At 68.0% G+C, this 14,889-nt stretch carries 16 protein-coding genes; 5 read left to right on the plus strand and 11 right to left on the minus strand.

The window, feature by feature from the left end; all coding sequences use genetic code 11:
• Positions 1 to 313: 313 nt before the first annotated feature.
• The 11 genes from KHC24_RS18865 to coxB all read right to left on the minus strand — a co-directional run bounded on the left by KHC24_RS18865 (position 314) and on the right by coxB (position 10,909).
• Entirely contained in the window at positions 314 to 961 is a 648-nt protein-coding gene (locus KHC24_RS18865) for a GNAT family N-acetyltransferase (protein ID WP_213364848.1), read from the minus strand.
• A 30-nt stretch (positions 962 to 991) separates the two neighbouring features.
• Positions 992 to 2,290 carry a M16 family metallopeptidase gene (locus KHC24_RS18870; protein ID WP_246547147.1) on the minus strand — a complete coding sequence of 433 codons (1,299 nt, stop codon included), beginning with the start codon at positions 2,288 to 2,290 and terminating at the stop codon, positions 992 to 994.
• A complete protein-coding gene (gene thrC / locus KHC24_RS18875; protein ID WP_213364849.1) occupies positions 2,287 to 3,696 on the minus strand; it encodes a threonine synthase in 1,410 nt (469 codons plus the stop codon). Before thrC ends, KHC24_RS18870 begins: the two co-directional genes overlap by 4 nt.
• Before the next feature lie 160 nt (positions 3,697 to 3,856).
• The gene (locus KHC24_RS18880) at positions 3,857 to 4,618 is read right to left on the minus strand and encodes an SURF1 family protein (protein ID WP_309299345.1); all 762 of its coding nucleotides are present in this window, start codon (positions 4,616 to 4,618) and stop codon (positions 3,857 to 3,859) included.
• The gene (locus KHC24_RS18885) at positions 4,615 to 5,001 is read right to left on the minus strand and encodes a DUF983 domain-containing protein (RefSeq protein ID WP_213364850.1); all 387 of its coding nucleotides are present in this window, start codon (positions 4,999 to 5,001) and stop codon (positions 4,615 to 4,617) included. The genes KHC24_RS18880 and KHC24_RS18885 overlap by 4 nt, the downstream gene beginning before the upstream one ends.
• Before the next feature lie 162 nt (positions 5,002 to 5,163).
• Positions 5,164 to 6,000, minus strand: coding sequence for a cytochrome c oxidase subunit 3 (locus tag KHC24_RS18890; RefSeq protein WP_213364851.1), 837 nt, complete (start codon positions 5,998 to 6,000; stop codon positions 5,164 to 5,166).
• Between the two features lie 336 nt (positions 6,001 to 6,336).
• Positions 6,337 to 6,975: a cytochrome c oxidase assembly protein gene (locus tag KHC24_RS18895; RefSeq protein ID WP_213364852.1), complete on the minus strand. Its 639-nt coding sequence runs from the start codon at positions 6,973 to 6,975 to the stop codon at positions 6,337 to 6,339.
• A 7-nt stretch (positions 6,976 to 6,982) separates the two neighbouring features.
• Positions 6,983 to 7,222: a hypothetical protein gene (locus KHC24_RS18900; RefSeq protein WP_271180632.1), complete on the minus strand. Its 240-nt coding sequence runs from the start codon at positions 7,220 to 7,222 to the stop codon at positions 6,983 to 6,985.
• Positions 7,223 to 7,247: 25 nt separating this feature from the next.
• Positions 7,248 to 8,210 carry a heme o synthase gene (locus KHC24_RS18905; RefSeq protein ID WP_213364853.1) on the minus strand — a complete coding sequence of 321 codons (963 nt, stop codon included), beginning with the start codon at positions 8,208 to 8,210 and terminating at the stop codon, positions 7,248 to 7,250.
• Between the two features lie 123 nt (positions 8,211 to 8,333).
• A complete protein-coding gene (gene ctaD / locus KHC24_RS18910) occupies positions 8,334 to 9,935 on the minus strand; it encodes a cytochrome c oxidase subunit I (protein WP_213364854.1) in 1,602 nt (533 codons plus the stop codon).
• A gap of 125 nt (positions 9,936 to 10,060) precedes the next feature.
• Positions 10,061 to 10,909, minus strand: coding sequence for a cytochrome c oxidase subunit II (gene coxB / locus KHC24_RS18915; protein ID WP_213365196.1), 849 nt, complete (start codon positions 10,907 to 10,909; stop codon positions 10,061 to 10,063).
• Positions 10,910 to 11,383: 474 nt separating this feature from the next.
• On the opposite strand from coxB, the gene KHC24_RS18920 reads away from it, so the two are divergent.
• From KHC24_RS18920 to rpsT, 5 genes are all read left to right on the plus strand, one after another.
• On the plus strand, positions 11,384 to 11,893 hold the full coding sequence (locus tag KHC24_RS18920) for an invasion associated locus B family protein (RefSeq protein ID WP_213364855.1): 510 nt from the start codon (positions 11,384 to 11,386) through the stop codon (positions 11,891 to 11,893).
• An 11-nt stretch (positions 11,894 to 11,904) separates the two neighbouring features.
• A complete protein-coding gene (locus tag KHC24_RS18925) occupies positions 11,905 to 12,543 on the plus strand; it encodes an HAD family hydrolase (RefSeq protein WP_213364856.1) in 639 nt (212 codons plus the stop codon).
• A 26-nt stretch (positions 12,544 to 12,569) separates the two neighbouring features.
• On the plus strand, positions 12,570 to 13,499 hold the full coding sequence (gene mutM, locus KHC24_RS18930) for a bifunctional DNA-formamidopyrimidine glycosylase/DNA-(apurinic or apyrimidinic site) lyase (RefSeq protein ID WP_213364857.1): 930 nt from the start codon (positions 12,570 to 12,572) through the stop codon (positions 13,497 to 13,499).
• 13 nt (positions 13,500 to 13,512) lie between these two features.
• Complete coding sequence (locus KHC24_RS18935; protein ID WP_213364858.1) at positions 13,513 to 14,286, plus strand: enoyl-CoA hydratase; 774 nt, start codon at positions 13,513 to 13,515, stop codon at positions 14,284 to 14,286.
• Positions 14,287 to 14,441: 155 nt separating this feature from the next.
• Positions 14,442 to 14,708 (plus strand): 30S ribosomal protein S20, encoded by a 267-nt coding sequence (gene rpsT / locus KHC24_RS18940; RefSeq protein ID WP_213364859.1) that lies wholly within the window; start codon positions 14,442 to 14,444, stop codon positions 14,706 to 14,708.
• Positions 14,709 to 14,889: the final 181 nt, after the last annotated feature.

A 14,889-nucleotide genomic window follows, 5' to 3' on the forward strand; every position in this document is an offset into this window, starting at 1 on the left:
TACTTCACTTTTCGCGTCATTCCGCCCCGCCGTCAATCGGGAAAACCCGATCGTGCGATCACAGGAACGAATATTCACCTTCGCACGCTCACAGTTTTTATGATTTCTAGTCTGGGAAGGTCACTTTTTATATGAATTCCAGACTGACGGGCATCTGAACACTGGTCGATGTCATGCCCATCGCGCCATTACCCCAATGAGACCCTTCTTCCGGCTTCCCGAAGCATCCGCGTCACGCGGGCGGCACCGCCGCGCGGCATTCGCGAGCCCGGCGACAGTCCGGCAACGGCCCGGTCCCTTTCGACCTTGAGCCTCAGCCGTGCCGCTCCTCGTCGGCATCGCGCACCAGCGTCGGGCGGGCCGGGGTCGGCGCCGGTGCCACCGGGTCGCTGGAGAGCCGCCCGAACAAGAGATGGTCCTGCCACACGCCGTTGATGCAGAGATATTCCCGGCCATAGCCCTCGCGGCGGAAGCCGACCCGCTGCAGCAGCCGGATCGAGGGCTGGTTGCTCGGCAGGCAGGCGGCCTCGATGCGCCGCAGGCCCAGCGTGCCATGCGCATAGGGCAGAAGCGCGCGCACCGCCGCCGTCATGTGGCCCTTGCCGGCGAAGGGCGCGCCCATCCAGTAGCCGAGATTCGCCGTCTGCGTCACGCCGCGCCGCACATTCGACAGCGACAGCCCGCCGAGCAGCACCCGGTCGGCCGCCCGCAGCACGAGGAACGGATAGGCGTTGTCCTCCTTGAGATCGCGGGCATAGCGGCGCATACGGCGGCGAAACGCGCCGCGCGTCAGGTCGTGCGCCGGCCACAGCGGCTCCCAGGGGGCGAGGAAGCTGCGGCTCTCCTCGCGCAGCGTCGCCCAGGCGGCGAAGTCCGACATTTGCGGCACGCGCAGGATGACGCCTTCGCCCTCGATCAGCGAGGGCGGTTCCGGCCAGGAAACGCTGCGGAACAGAGCCATGGGACGACAGGTAAACTCAGCCCGAGGGATTCAGGCTGACCCCAGACGTTCGGCGAAGCGGGCCGCGGTTTCAAGAGGCTTTTGCGGTCCCAGCGCCGCGAAAGTGGGCCGGGTGCCCGCTTTGCCGCCGGCAAGCAGCCGCCGCCCGGCCGCGCGGGCGTCCTCCAGCGTCACCGCCTCCACCTTGGCGACGATCTCCTCCAGCGGGATCGGCCGGCCGAAGGCCAGCATCTGCCGCGCGAGCTGGTCGGCGCGCGCGCCGGAGCTCTCCAGCGCCGCCAGCAGCCCGACCTTGGCCTGCGCCTTGGAGCGGTTGAGCTCCGCCTCGGTGAGGGTCTCCACCGTTTCGCCGATCTCGTCGACGACGACATTGACCAGTTCGCCGAGGTCGCCAGCATCGGTGCCGGCATAGACGCCGAACAGCCCGGTGTCGCCATAGCTCCAGTGGAAGGCATAGACCGCGTAGCAGAGCCCGCGCTTCTCCCGCACCTCCTGGAACAGCCGCGACGACATGCCGCCGCCGAGGATGTTGGTGAACACCTGCAGCGCGTGGATGCCGGGATCGCGATAGGACAGGCCCTCGAGGCCGACCAGCACATGCGCCTGTTCGAGGTCGCGCCCGCCGCCGATCTCGACGCCACCCTGATAGACCGCCGCCACCGGGGTCGGCTTGTCGCCCACCGGCAGGCCGGCGAGGCGGCGGGCGGCCTCCTCGACCAGACGGTCATGGTCGATCGCCCCGGCGCCGGCGACGATCATCCGGCCGGTGCGGTAGTTGCGGTCGAGATAGGTGCGCAGGGCGTCCGGCCCGAACGACTTCACGCTCGCCGGCGTGCCGAGAATGGAGCGCCCCACCGGCTGGCCGGGAAAAGCCCGCTCCTGGAACAGGTCGAACACCAGGTCGTCCGGCGTGTCGAGCGCGGCGCCGATCTCCTGGATGATGACATTGTGCTCGCGCACCAGTTCCTCGGGGTCGAAGGCCGGTTCGGTGAGGATGTCGGAGAGCACGTCGATGGCGAGCGGCATGTCCTCGCCGAGCACCCGCGCATTGTAGGAGGTGTGCTCGACGCTGGTGGCGGCGTTGATGTCGCCGCCGACCGCCTCGATCTCCTCGGCGATGGCGCGGGCCGAACGCCGGCGCGTGCCCTTGAACGCCATGTGCTCGAGCAGGTGCGAGATGCCGTGCTCGCCGGACGCCTCGTCGCGAGAGCCTGCCCCGGTCCAGATGCCGAGCGAGGCGGTGGCGAGGTGGCCCATGGCGTCGCTGATGACGGTGACGCCGTTCTCCAGCGTGGTGATGCGCGGCTCGTTCATGTCGATATCACTCATGTCGCGTCGGTCGCGATGCGCGCATGCGCCTGGATGTAGCCGCGGATCGCCGTGAGGTCGTTCGGCAGCGTCGGGGTGCGCTCCGGCCGGTCGAGAAGGTCGGCCAGATGCGGCGGCAGCGCCGGCCGCTCGCCGCAGGCCTTCTCCACCGCATCGGGGAACTTGGCCGGATGCGCGGTGGAAAGCACCACCTGCGGCACCTTGGGGTCATGCTTCAGCTTCTCGGCCACCGCGACGGCGACGGCGGTGTGCGGATCGAGGAGGTAGCCGGTCTCGGCCCGCACCCGGGCGATGGTGGCGGCGGTCTCCTGTTCGTCGGCGCGGCCGGCGTCGAATTCGGCGCGGATGGCGGCGAGCGCCTCGTTGGACGGCGAGAAGGCGCCCGATTGCGCCAGCGAGGCCATCAGCCCGCGCAACGCCCCGGCGTCGCGGTCATGCGCATCGAACAGCAGCCGCTCGAAATTCGACGACACCTCGATGTCCATCGAGGGCGAGGAGGACGGCTTCACCCCGGTCACCTCGTAACGGCCGGTGGCGAGCGTGCGGGCGAGGATGTCGTTCTGGTTGGTGGCGATGGCGAGCCGCGCCACCGGCAGGCCCATCTGCTTGGCGACATAACCGGCGAGGATGTCGCCGAAATTGCCGGTCGGCACCACGAACGACACCGGGCGATGCGGCGCGCCGAGTGCCACCCCGGCATAGAAATAATACACCACCTGCGCGACGATGCGCGCCCAGTTGATCGAGTTCACCCCGGCCAGCGCCATGCGGTCGCGATAGGCGAGATCGTTGAACAGCGCCTTCACATGCGCCTGGCAGTCGTCGAAGGTGCCCTCGACGGCGATGGCGTGGACATTGGCGTCCGGCACCGTGGTCATCTGCCGGCGCTGCACCTCGGAGACCCTACCGGCCGGGTAGAGGATGAACACGTCCGTGCGGGCGCGGCCGCGAAACGCCTCGATCGCCGCCGAGCCGGTATCGCCGGAGGTGGCGCCGACGATGGTGGCGCGCGCATCCCGCTCGCTCAGCACATGGTCCATCATGCGGCCGAGCAGCTGCATGGCGACGTCCTTGAACGCCAGCGTCGGGCCGTGGAACAGCTCCAGCACGAAGCGGTTCGGCGCGATCTGCACCAGCGGCGTCGTCGCGACATGGCGGAAGCTCGCATAGGCCTCCTCCAGCATCGGCGCCAGCACCTTGGGCGCGAAGGCGGCATCGACGAATGGCGCGATCACCCGGCCCGCCACCTCGGCATAGGAATGGCCGGCGAGGCGAGCGATGTCGGCGGGGGCGAGTGCCGGATAGGCCTCGGGAACGTAGAGCCCGCCGTCGCGGGCAAGGCCCGCCAGCAGCGCGTCGGAAAAGGCGAGCGCCGGCGCCTCACCGCGTGTCGAGATGTAGCGCAACCTCGCGCCTCCAATGAAACCGATCGGGGCATTCTGGGCCCCGGAAAGCGCCGCAACCTAGTGGCGGCGCGCCCGCGAGGCAAGCATGTCGCGACAAGCCCACGTCGCGACTGGCACAGGTCGCGAGGCGGACGCCAGCCAGCCCGCACGCGCCGCAGGATCAGTCGCGCCGCCGGCGCCGCCACAGCACCGCCACCCCCACCCCGGCGAGCGAGGCGGCAAGGCCGAACCAGGTCAGCGCATACTCAAAATGCCGGTTGGGAAAGGCGATGCGCGTCAGGCCACCCTGCGGCCAGCCACCGGGATTGGCGGTGCCGTCGGCATCGATCAGGAACGGCGCCACCCGCAGCAATCCCTTGGCCTCGCCGATGGCGAAGGGGTCGCGCACATACCAGGCGTCCTTCACCGGGTCGTTCTGCGGGGTGAACAGCCCGCCCTCCTCCGGCATGCGGATCAGCCCGGTGACCGTCGCCACGCCGTCGGTCTGGCCCTCGGCCCGGCTGGCCGGGTCCTTCAGCCGCATCGGCACGAAGCCGCGATTGACCAGGATCGCCGCCCCCTCGGCGGTGACCAGCGGCGTGATCACCCAGTAGCCCGGCCCGCCGCCGCCGTCCGGCGTCTGGTCGGCAAGCGTATAGACCTGCACCTCCAGATCGTGGCGGAATCGGCCGGTGGCAAGAACCCGGCGATACTCGTCGTCCTCGTAGCCGACCTTGTCCCAGTCCTGCTCCTCGGGCACCGGCACCGCCGCCTCATGGATGCGGGCCTCGACCTTGGCGATCAGCCCCTGCTTCCACGCCAGCCGCTCCAGCTGCCAGACGCCGAGCGAGACCAGCACCGCGAAGGCAAGGAGGCTGGCAGCCAGGCCGATGAGCCGGCCGCGCTTCATCGGGCGGCGGGCCGCAGGCGTGGAATCGCTCACGGTTCACCCTTGTCGAGCCGGCCCTGCTCCGCCTTCTTGGCGTATTGCAGGGCGATCAGCGTCGCCTTCAGCGGGCGCAGCAGGCCGAGCGTCGAGACCAGCACCAGCGGCGTCCACAGCAGTGCATGCACCCAGAACGGCGGCGACCAGGAGAGCTCGACCCACAAAGCGAGCCCGACCACCAGCGAGCCGGCGGCGAGGATGATGAACACCACCGGCCCGTCGCCGGAATCGTCGAAGCTGTAGTCGAGCCCGCATTCGGTGCAGGAAGGCGCGACGGTGAGGAAGCCGGAGAACAGCTTGCCGCGGCCGCAGCGCGGGCAGCGGCAGCTCAGGCCGGCGGCATAGGGCGAAACCCCGGTATGGAACGGCTGCAGGTCCATTGTCGTCTCTCTGTCGCCGCGCGGCCGGCCGCGCGGTCGGCCACCCGCCTGTGTCGCATTTCGCCCGGCGGCTGTCTCGCGTTTCCCGGCCCGGTTTCCCGAGGCCTGAAAACGCAAACGGGGCGGCCCCTGCCGCCCCGCCAAACCCTTGCGGTGAACCGCTCAGTGTGCGGCGACGGTGCCGGCGCCCCACACATAGATGAAGGTGAACAGGAACAGCCACACCACGTCGACGAAGTGCCAGTACCAGGCCGCCGCCTCGAAGCCGAAATGCGCGGTCGGGGTGAAGTGGCCGGCATAGAGCCGCCCGAGGCACACGGCGAGGAAGATGGTGCCGACGATGACGTGGAAGCCGTGGAAGCCGGTCGCCATGAAGAAGGTGGCGCCGTAGATGTTGCCGGAGAAGGCGAAGGTGGCGTGGGCGTACTCATAGGCCTGGAGGCTGGAGAACAGCACCCCGAGCGCCACCGTGCACCACAGGCCCCATTTCGCGCTCTGGCGGTCGCCGTGCACCAGCGCGTGGTGCGCCCAGGTCAGCGTGGTGCCGGAGGTCAGCAGGATCAGCGTGTTGAGCAGCGGCAGGTGCCACGGATCGAAGGTCTCGATGCCTTGCGGCGGCCAGTGTCCGCCGGTGAATTCGGCGCGGGTGTAGTTGATCGCCTCGCCGGCATAGATCGAGGCGTCAAAGAACGCCCAGAACCACGCGACGAAGAACATCACCTCGGAGGCGATGAACAGGATCATGCCGTAGCGCAGATGCAGCTGCACCACGCGGGTATGGTAGTGCTGCTGGCCCTCGCGGATGACGTCCCGCCACCATACGCCCATGGTGTAGATGACGCCGAGCATGCCCGCGATCATCACCAGCGAGGTGAGCTGGCCATGCATCCAGAACACCGCGCCCACCGCCAGGATGAAGGCGAAGACGGAAACCACGAACGGCCACGGGCTCGGGTCAACGAGGTGGTAGTCGTGTTGCTTGGCGTGGGCCTCGGCCATGGGTCGCGCTCTCCGTTCCGTCTTATTCCTAGCGGTCCGACTTTGCGGCCGCAATGTGTCGTTCTGCCTCTAGGTCACGCCCCGGCTGCGGCGTATCCGCCCGCTGGACCGAGGCCCCCGAAAGCCATCGCCGTTCCGCAATTGCCGCGCGGCAATTGCGGCTCCTGCGGGTCGGCCCCTCGCTCATCGACCGCAAGATTGCCGGTCGATGAGAAAAGTCTTGGGACGAAGGCCCGCCGCGCCCGCCCGGAAGCCGGCTCCGGCATGACCGGCTCGCCCCACCGCCGCGGTGTTTTCCCATCGACCGCCGCTGCCGCCGGTCGATGGGAAAACACCCTAGAGCGGGGACTTGCCCGCCTCGCCCGGCTTCGGCGGCGCTGCGGCCACCGGCTCCGCAACCTTGGCCTTGGCGAAGAAAGTGTAGGAAAGGGTGATGGTCTTCACCCCGGTCGCGTCCGGGTCGTCGGCCAGCGCCGGATCGACGAAGAACACCACCGGCATGTCCAGCACCTCGCCCGGCTGCAAGGTCTGGTCGGTGAAACAGAAGCACTGCATCTTGGCGAAGTGGTAGCCGGCCTGGGCCGGTGTGACGTTGTAGCTCGCCGTCGCCGTCACCGGCTTGGCGCCGATATTCTCGACCTTGTAATAGGCGAGCTTGGTCTCGCCCAGCTTCACCGTCACCGAGCGCTGTTCGGGAAGGAATCGCCAGGGCAGGCCCGGCGCGACATTGGCGTCGAAGCGGATCTCGATCTCGCGATTCGAGGTGGTGGCCGGGGCGCTGGCGGCGACCTGGGTGGTGCCGCCGAAGCCGGTCACCTGGCAGAACAGCTGGTAGAGCGGCACCGAGGCATAGGCGGCGCCGACCATGACGGCGACGAAGGCGAGGCAACCCGCCGCCACCAGGCCGTGCCGGCGGGAAGTGGCGGTGCTCCCGGCGGGAGCGCGGTCCGGACGGGGGGGCTCGCTGGCGCTCATCCTCGCCTCACAGCGGCCGGATCAGCACGGCGGGGCCGAGCTTCACGATGGTGACGACATAGAACAGCACGCACAGCGCGCCCAGCACCACCGCGATGGCGACGGAACGCGAGCGACGGCGCCGCCGCTGCTCCTCGCTCAGCACCACCCCGTCCACCGGCGCCTCGCCGGGCTCGCGCCGGCCCTCAGTGTCCGGCAGCGCATCGCGCCGGCTGCCGTCCGGCGGCGTGCCGTCTCGCTCCGTCATGGTCAGGCTCCCTTGCGCCATCGGCTCAGCCCCCCAGCCCGGAGAGCCAGGACGGCAGATGCAGCGCCTCGACGAGCAGCACCGCGAAGAGCGTGAACAGATAGAGGATGGAGAAGCCGAACAGCTGCTTGCAGGCCTTGATGGCGACCGCGCCCTCGCGGAGGCGGTAGACCTTCACGGCGAGCGCCAGCATCATCGCCCCGGCGACGCCGGAGGCCACGCCATAGGCGAGGCCGGCCATGCCGAGGAAATACGGCGACATCGCCAGCGGCACCAGCAGCAGCGTGTAGAGCAGGATCTGCCGGCGCGTCTCGTCCGGGCCGGAGACCACCGGCAGCATCGGCACGCCGGCACGGGCATAGTCGTCGGCCTTGTAGAGCGACAGCGCCCAGAAATGCGGCGGCGTCCAGAAGAAGATGATCAGGAACAGCAGCACGCTCTCGAGGCCGATGGCCCCCGAGGCGGCGGCCCAGCCCACCATCGGCGGGAAGGCGCCGGCGGCGCCGCCGATCACGATGTTCTGCGGCGTCGAGCGCTTCAGCCACATCGTGTAGATCACCACGTAGAAGAAGATGGTGAAGGCCAGCAGCGCCGCCGCCAGTTCGTTGACCAGCAGGCCGAGCACCAGCACCGAGCCGACCGACAGCGTCATGCCGAAGGCCAGCGCCTCGCCTGGGGTGACGCGGCCGGCGGGGATCGGCCGGCGCTTGGTGCGGCTCATCACCGCGTCGATATCGGCGTCCCACCACATGTTGAGCGCACCGGAGGCGCCGGCGCCGATGGCGATGCACAGCAGCGCGGTGAAGGCGATCACCGGATGCACCTCGCCCGGCGCCCGCAATATGCCGACCAGCGCCGTGAACACCACGAGCGACATCACCCGCGGCTTCAACAGCGCGAGATAATCGGACACCGAGGCATAGGACGGTCCGTCGAGCGGGCGTTCCTCGGCGGTGATGGCATAATCGCGCGATGCGACGTCGGTCATTTCGTCACTCCAGCGCCGCGCGTGGCGGCGCCTGCGGCTTCACTGCGCCGCCACGCGGGCGGCGCTTCCTGCGCGTTTCGGACGGCGCTCCACGGGGCGGGCGCCGTCCGGATCAGTATCCGCTCACTTGATGCGCGGCAAAACGTCAAAGTGATGGAAGGGCGGCGGCGAGGGCAGCGTCCATTCCAGCGTCGTCGCGCCTTCGCCCCACGGATTGGCGCCGGCCGGCACCTTGGCGGCGAACATGCGGTAGATGCCATACAGGAACACCAGCACCGCGAAGCCCGAAATGTAGGAGCCGATCGAGGAGACGAAGTTCCAGCCGGCGAAGGCGTCGGGATAGTCGGCATAGCGGCGCGGCATGCCGGCGAGACCGAGGAAGTGCTGCGGGAAGAAAACCAGGTTCACGCCGACGAAGGTCAGCCAGAAATGCAGCTTGCCGATGGTCTCCGAGTACATGTAGCCGAACATTTTCGGCGCCCAGTAGTACCAGCCGGCGAAGATGGCGAACACCGCGCCCAGCGACAGCACGTAGTGGAAATGGGCCACCACGTAATAGGTGTCGTGCAGCGAACGGTCGACGCCGGCATTGGAGAGCACCACGCCGGTGACGCCGCCGACGGTGAACAGGAAGATGAAGCCGAAGGCCCACAGCATCGGGGTGCGGAACGACAGCGAGCCGCCCCACATGGTGGCGATCCAGGAGAAGATCTTCACCCCCGTCGGCACCGCGATGATCATCGTCGCCGCCACGAAATAGGCCTGTGTCGAGGAGGACAGGCCCACCGTATACATATGGTGCGCCCACACCACGAAGCCGACGACGCCGATCGCCACCATCGCGTAGGCCATGCCGAGATAGCCGAAGACCGGCTTCTTCGAGAAGGTCGCCACGATATGCGAGATGATGCCGAAGCCCGGCAGGATCAGGATGTACACTTCGGGGTGGCCGAAGAACCAGAACAGGTGCTGGAACAGGATCGGGTCGCCGCCGCCGGCCGGGTCGAAGAAGGTGGTGCCGAAATTGCGGTCGGTCAGCAGCATGGTGATGGCGCCGGCCAGCACCGGCAGCGACAGCAGCAGCAGGAAGGCGGTGACCAGCTGCGACCAGGCGAACAGCGGCATCTTGTGCAGCGTCATGCCCGGGGCGCGCATGTTGAGGATGGTGGTGATCAGGTTGATCGCGCCCAGCACCGAGGAGGCGCCGGCGATGTGCAGCGACAGGATCAGCAGGTCCATCGCCGGGCCGGGATGACCGAGCTTGGAGGAGAGCGGCGGGTAGATGGTCCAGCCGCCGCCGAAGCCGGTGGAGCCGGCGGCGCCCTCGACGAACAGCGACAGGATCGCCAGCGCGAAGGCCGGGGGCAGCAGCCAGAAGGCGACGTTGTTGATGCGCGGGAAGGCGGTGTCGGGCGCGCCGATCATCAGCGGCACGAAATAGTTGCCGTAGCCGCCGATCATCGCCGGCATCACCATGAAGAAGATCATGATGAGGCCGTGGCCGGTGGTGAACACGTTGAAGGTCTGCGGATCGGAGAAGATCTGCATCCCCGGCTCCTGCAGCTCCATGCGGATGCCGATGGAGAGGGCGCCGCCCACGATCCCCGCCACGATGGCGAAGATCAGGTACATCAGGCCGATGTCCTTGTTGTTGGTCGAATAGACCCAGCGCTTCCAACCCGTCGGGTCGCCCCCGTGCGCGTGACCGGCTGCATACGTCGCCATAGATCCGTCCCTCACTCGCGCGCTTGCACGCGCTTCTTAAATCCCTCAACCCGACTTGCCGGAGCCCGACTTGCCAGCACCCGGCCCGCCAGGGCCCGGCTTGCGGACCCGGCGTCCGCCACCGGTCAGCGGGCCGCCGGCAGCTGCGCGTTCTCGTTGGCGGCGACGCGGGCCGGAGCCTCGCCCGCCGCGAATTTCTGCTTGGCCTCTTCGATCCAGGTGGCGAAGTCCGCCTCGCTCACCACCCGGATGGCGAGCGGCATGAAGGCGTGGTCCTTGCCGCAGAGCTCGGAGCACTGGCCATAATACACCCCTTCCTTGGTCGCCTGGAACCAGCTCTCGTTCAGGCGGCCCGGCAGGGCGTCGATCTTCACGCCGAAGGACGGCACCGCGAAGGAGTGGATCACGTCGGAGGAAGTGACCTGGATGCGCACGATCTTGTTCACCGGCACCACCACCTCGTTGTCCACCGCGAGCAGGCGCGGCTGGCCGGGCTGGAGGTCGGCCTCCTGCACCATCATGCTGTCGAAGCCGAAGGGGCCGTTGTCGGGATATTCATAGGACCAGTACCACTGGTGGCCGGTCACCTTCACCGTCAGCTCCGCCTTGGGCAGGTCGAGCTGCAGGAACAGCAGGCGGAAGGAGGGAATGGCGATCGCCACCAGGATCAGCACCGGCACCACCGTCCACAGCACCTCGATGAGGGTGTTGTGGGTGGTGCGCGAGGGCACCGGGTTGGCCTTCTCGTTGAACTTGAACGCCACCACCGCCATCAGCACCGCCACCAGCAGCACCACCGCGACGATGATGACGAGCAGGAAGAAGTGGAAGGAGTGGATGCTCTCCATCACCGGGCTCGCCGCGCCCTGCAGATTGATCTGCCAGGGCGAGGGCTGGCCGGTGCCGGCGAAGGCCGTGCCGGCGAGACCCAGTACGCCGGCGGCGGCGCCGACGAAGCCCGCGCCGGCGCGCATGGCGGGGTTGATCCAGTTATGGCTGGTCCAATTACCGATCGTCCGCCCATTCATCGCGATCGTCACTCCCCTCGACGTCCAGTCCTTCCCGGCGACGGCTCCCGCAAGGCAGGGCCCGCCGGTCACATTTGATCTTCATCAAACACAAAATAACCCACCGGGCAACGAAACAACCGCCTCTACCTCTGCGACAAGACGTCGGGTACCTGGAACGGTTCTACCCCCGGCGCGAGGCCGCCACAGGCCGCTGCAAGCAACGTGAACGCGGGAATTCGGGCAAGAGACGGGGAAGCCGGCGCCGCATTCTTGACATCGCGCGGGAGCGCTGTAACCCCCTTTCCCGAGCGGGGGTCCGATCGGGACCCGGGGAGGGTGGCCATCGTCGTCACGGCGATTCGCCCTTTTTTCACCGCTCGTTATTATCGTCGCTCCGGGTTTCGCCCGAACGACCAATCCTGATGGGAGACAAGGCCCATGCGCGGCTTCCCGGCCCTCCACCCTGCCATACTGGCGGTGCTCGTCCTTGTCGGCTTCGCCGGCGGCGCGGCGCATGCCCAGGGCGTCGTGCGCTCGGTGCACGGCGAATGGCAGATCCGCTGCGACACGCCGCCCGGCGCCCAGTCCGAGCAGTGCGTGCTGCTGCAGAGCGTGCAGGCCGACGACCGGCCGAATGTCGGCCTCACCGTCATCGTGCTGAAGACCGCCGACGGGCAAAGCCGCCTGCTGCGCGTGCTCGCCCCCCTCGGCGTGCTGCTGCCCTCCGGCCTCGGGCTGAAGATCGACAGCACCGATGTCGGCCGCGCCGGCTTCGTGCGCTGCGTGCCGAATGGCTGCGTCGCCGAAGTGGTGCTGGACGACAAGCTGACCCAGCAGCTGCGCACCGGCCAGAACGCCACCTTCATCGTGTTCCAGACCCCGGAAGAGGGAATCGGCATCCCGCTCAGCCTCAAGGGGTTCGGCGAGGGATACGACGCCCTGCCGTGACGGGGGCGCAGATGGCTCCCGCGGGATCGACTTCCGGGCTCGCCCCTCCCCGTCTCGTCATCTTCGACATGGACGACGTGCTGCTGCATTACGATGTGGCGGCGCGCCAGCAGGCGATCGCCGAACTGGCGGGGCTCAGCCTCGACGATGTCGCGCGGCTGATCTGGGAGGACGGCATCGAGGACGCGGCCGATGCCGGCCGCCTCGATGCCGACGCCTATCTCGCCGCCATCTCGGCGGCGCTGCGCGTGCCGTTCGGCCGGCCGGAATGGGCGCGCACCCGCGGCCTCGCCATGACGCTGTTCCCGGATTCGGTGGCGCTGGCGCTGCGGGTGAGCCGGCGCACCCCCATCGCGCTGCTCACCAATAACGGGCACATCATGAAGGAGCATTTCGACCTTCTGGTGCCCGGCCTGCGCGCGGTGTTCGGCCCGGCCATGCATGTCGCCGCCGAGTTCAATACCAAGAAGCCGGATCCGGCGATCTACCGCCGCCTCGCCGCGCTCTATGGCGCCGCGCCGCATGAGACGGTGATGATCGACGACAAGCAGGTGAACATAGACGGCGCCCGCGCCGCCGGCCTTCACGCGCATCGCTTCACCGATGCCGCCGGGCTGGAAGGGTTTCTCGCCGGTCTTGCTCTTATATAGAGTGCGTCCCTCGCGAGGAGCGCACCATGCCCGAACTGCCGGAAGTCGAAACCGTCCGCCGTGGCCTTGCCCCGGTGATGGAGGGCGCGCGGCTCGTCGAGGCGGTGGCGCACCGGCCCGATCTGCGCTGGCCGCTGCCGGAGCGCTTCGCCGAGCGGCTGACCGGCCGCCGCGTCGCCGGGCTGGGGCGACGGGCGAAATATCTCGTCGCCGACCTCGAAGCCGAGAACGGCCATCCCGCCGAGGTGCTGGTCATGCATCTCGGCATGTCCGGCTCCTTCCGCATCGAGGCGCCGGCGACCGCCCCCCAGCTTCCCGGCGCCTTCGCCCTCCCCCGCTCCAAGGCGGCAGCCCATGATCATGTCGAATTCGGCTTCGAAGGCGGCACACGCATCGTCTATAACGACCCCCGACGCTTCGGGGCGATGCTGCTGGTGCCGCGCGCCGGGCTGGAGGAGCACCCGCTGTTCCGCTCGCTCGGCCCCGAGCCGCTCGGCAACGCCTTCGACGCCGCGGCGCTGGCGGCCGCCTGCGCCGGCCGCCGCTCGCCGATCAAGGCGGTGCTGCTCGACCAGAGCGTGGTGGCGGGGCTGGGCAACATCTATGTCTGCGAGGCGCTGCACCGGGCGGGAATCGCCCCGGACCGGCCGGCGGCCGGCCTCGTCGGTCCCATCGTCCACCCGGAAGGCGGAATCGATCCCATCATACACCCCACTGCACTGATCGAACGCCTGGTGGCGACCATCCGCGAGGTGCTGGAAGAGGCCATCCACGCCGGTGGCTCGACCCTGCGCGATCACGCGCAAGTCGATGGAACGCTTGGCTATTTCCAGCATTCCTTCCGCGCCTATGGCCGCGCGGGCGAAGCTTGCCTCACCCCCGGCTGCGGCGGCGAGATCGAGCGGCTGGTGCAGTCCGGCCGCTCCACTTTCCACTGCAGGACGTGTCAGAAATAAGGACGCCGTATCAATGGGTTACGAGAATATTCTGGTCCATGTCGACGGGCGCATCGGCGTCGTCACCCTCAACCGCCCCAAGGCGCTCAACGCCCTCAACTCGGCACTCATCGCCGAGCTTAACCGGGCGCTCGACGGCTTCGAGACCGATGACGGCATCAGCACCATCATCCTCACCGGCTCGGACCGTGCCTTTGCCGCCGGCGCAGATATCAAGGAAATGCAAGGACTTAGCTTCCCAGGCACCTATACCGGCGACTTCATCACCTCGTGGGAGAGGCTGTCGCGCTTCCGCAAGCCGGTAATCGCTGCTGTAGCAGGATATGCGCTCGGCGGCGGCTGCGAGCTCGCCATGATGTGCGACATCCTGCTCGCCGCCGACAATGCCCGTTTCGGCCAGCCGGAGATCCAGCTCGGCATCATCCCCGGCGCTGGCGGTTCGCAGCGTCTCACCCGCGCGGTCGGCAAGGCGAAATCGATGGAAATGTGCCTGACAGGACGGACACTTAGCGCCAGCGAAGCCGATATGTACGGCCTGGTTTCCCGCGTCGTCCCGCTGGCCGATTTGATGACCGAGGCGATGAAGGTGGCCGACACCATCGCCAATCTCTCGCTGCCGTCGGTGATGATGGCGAAGGAAAGCGTCAACCGCTCGTTTGAAACCACCCTCGGCGAAGGCATCCGCTTCGAGCGGCGGCTGTTCCAGTCGCTGTTCGCCAGCGACGATCAGAAGGAAGGCATGGCCGCCTTCGTCGAGAAACGCAGCCCGAACTTTAACAACAGGTGAACGCTCCCGGCCGCTATTGACGCCGCGGCGCCTGCCTACTATAAGCCCGCCACTCACGCGGGGCTCCCAACCGGAGCGCCCGCTTCCCTTTTGTCACATGACATTCCTGCTGGTACAGCTTTTGCTGTGCTGGCAACGATCGAAGAGGACGGCCGATGGCCAATACGCCCTCCGCCAAGAAGGCGGCTCGCAAGATTGCGCGTCGTACCGAGGTCAATGCGAGCCGTCGCTCGCGTATGCGCACCTTCGTCCGCAAGGTCGAGGAAGCTTTGGCGGCTGGTGACAGCGCTGCGGCTACCGTTGCCCTCAAGGCGGCCGAGCCGGAAATCATGCGCGCGGCGCAGAAGGGTGTCCTCCACAAGAGCACCGCTTCGCGCAAGGTGTCGCGCCTGACCCTGCGTCTTGCCAAGCTCAGCGCCTGATCACATCGACCGCAAATTGCGACTAAAATAGATGAAAAGCCCGGCTTCATGCCGGGCTTTTTGCATTGCGGCGACCTCCAACTTCCCCGGGGTCCGCCAGCATCGGAAAACCGTCGGCTGGAGGCGTCACATGAACGACACAGAGGCTGCCGGCCGAGCTCCGGCGTCGCATTCCAGCCTT

The sequence above is a fragment of the Ancylobacter defluvii genome (genome assembly GCF_018390605.1).
In the GTDB taxonomy this organism is placed as follows: Bacteria; Pseudomonadota; Alphaproteobacteria; order Rhizobiales; family Xanthobacteraceae; genus Ancylobacter; species Ancylobacter defluvii.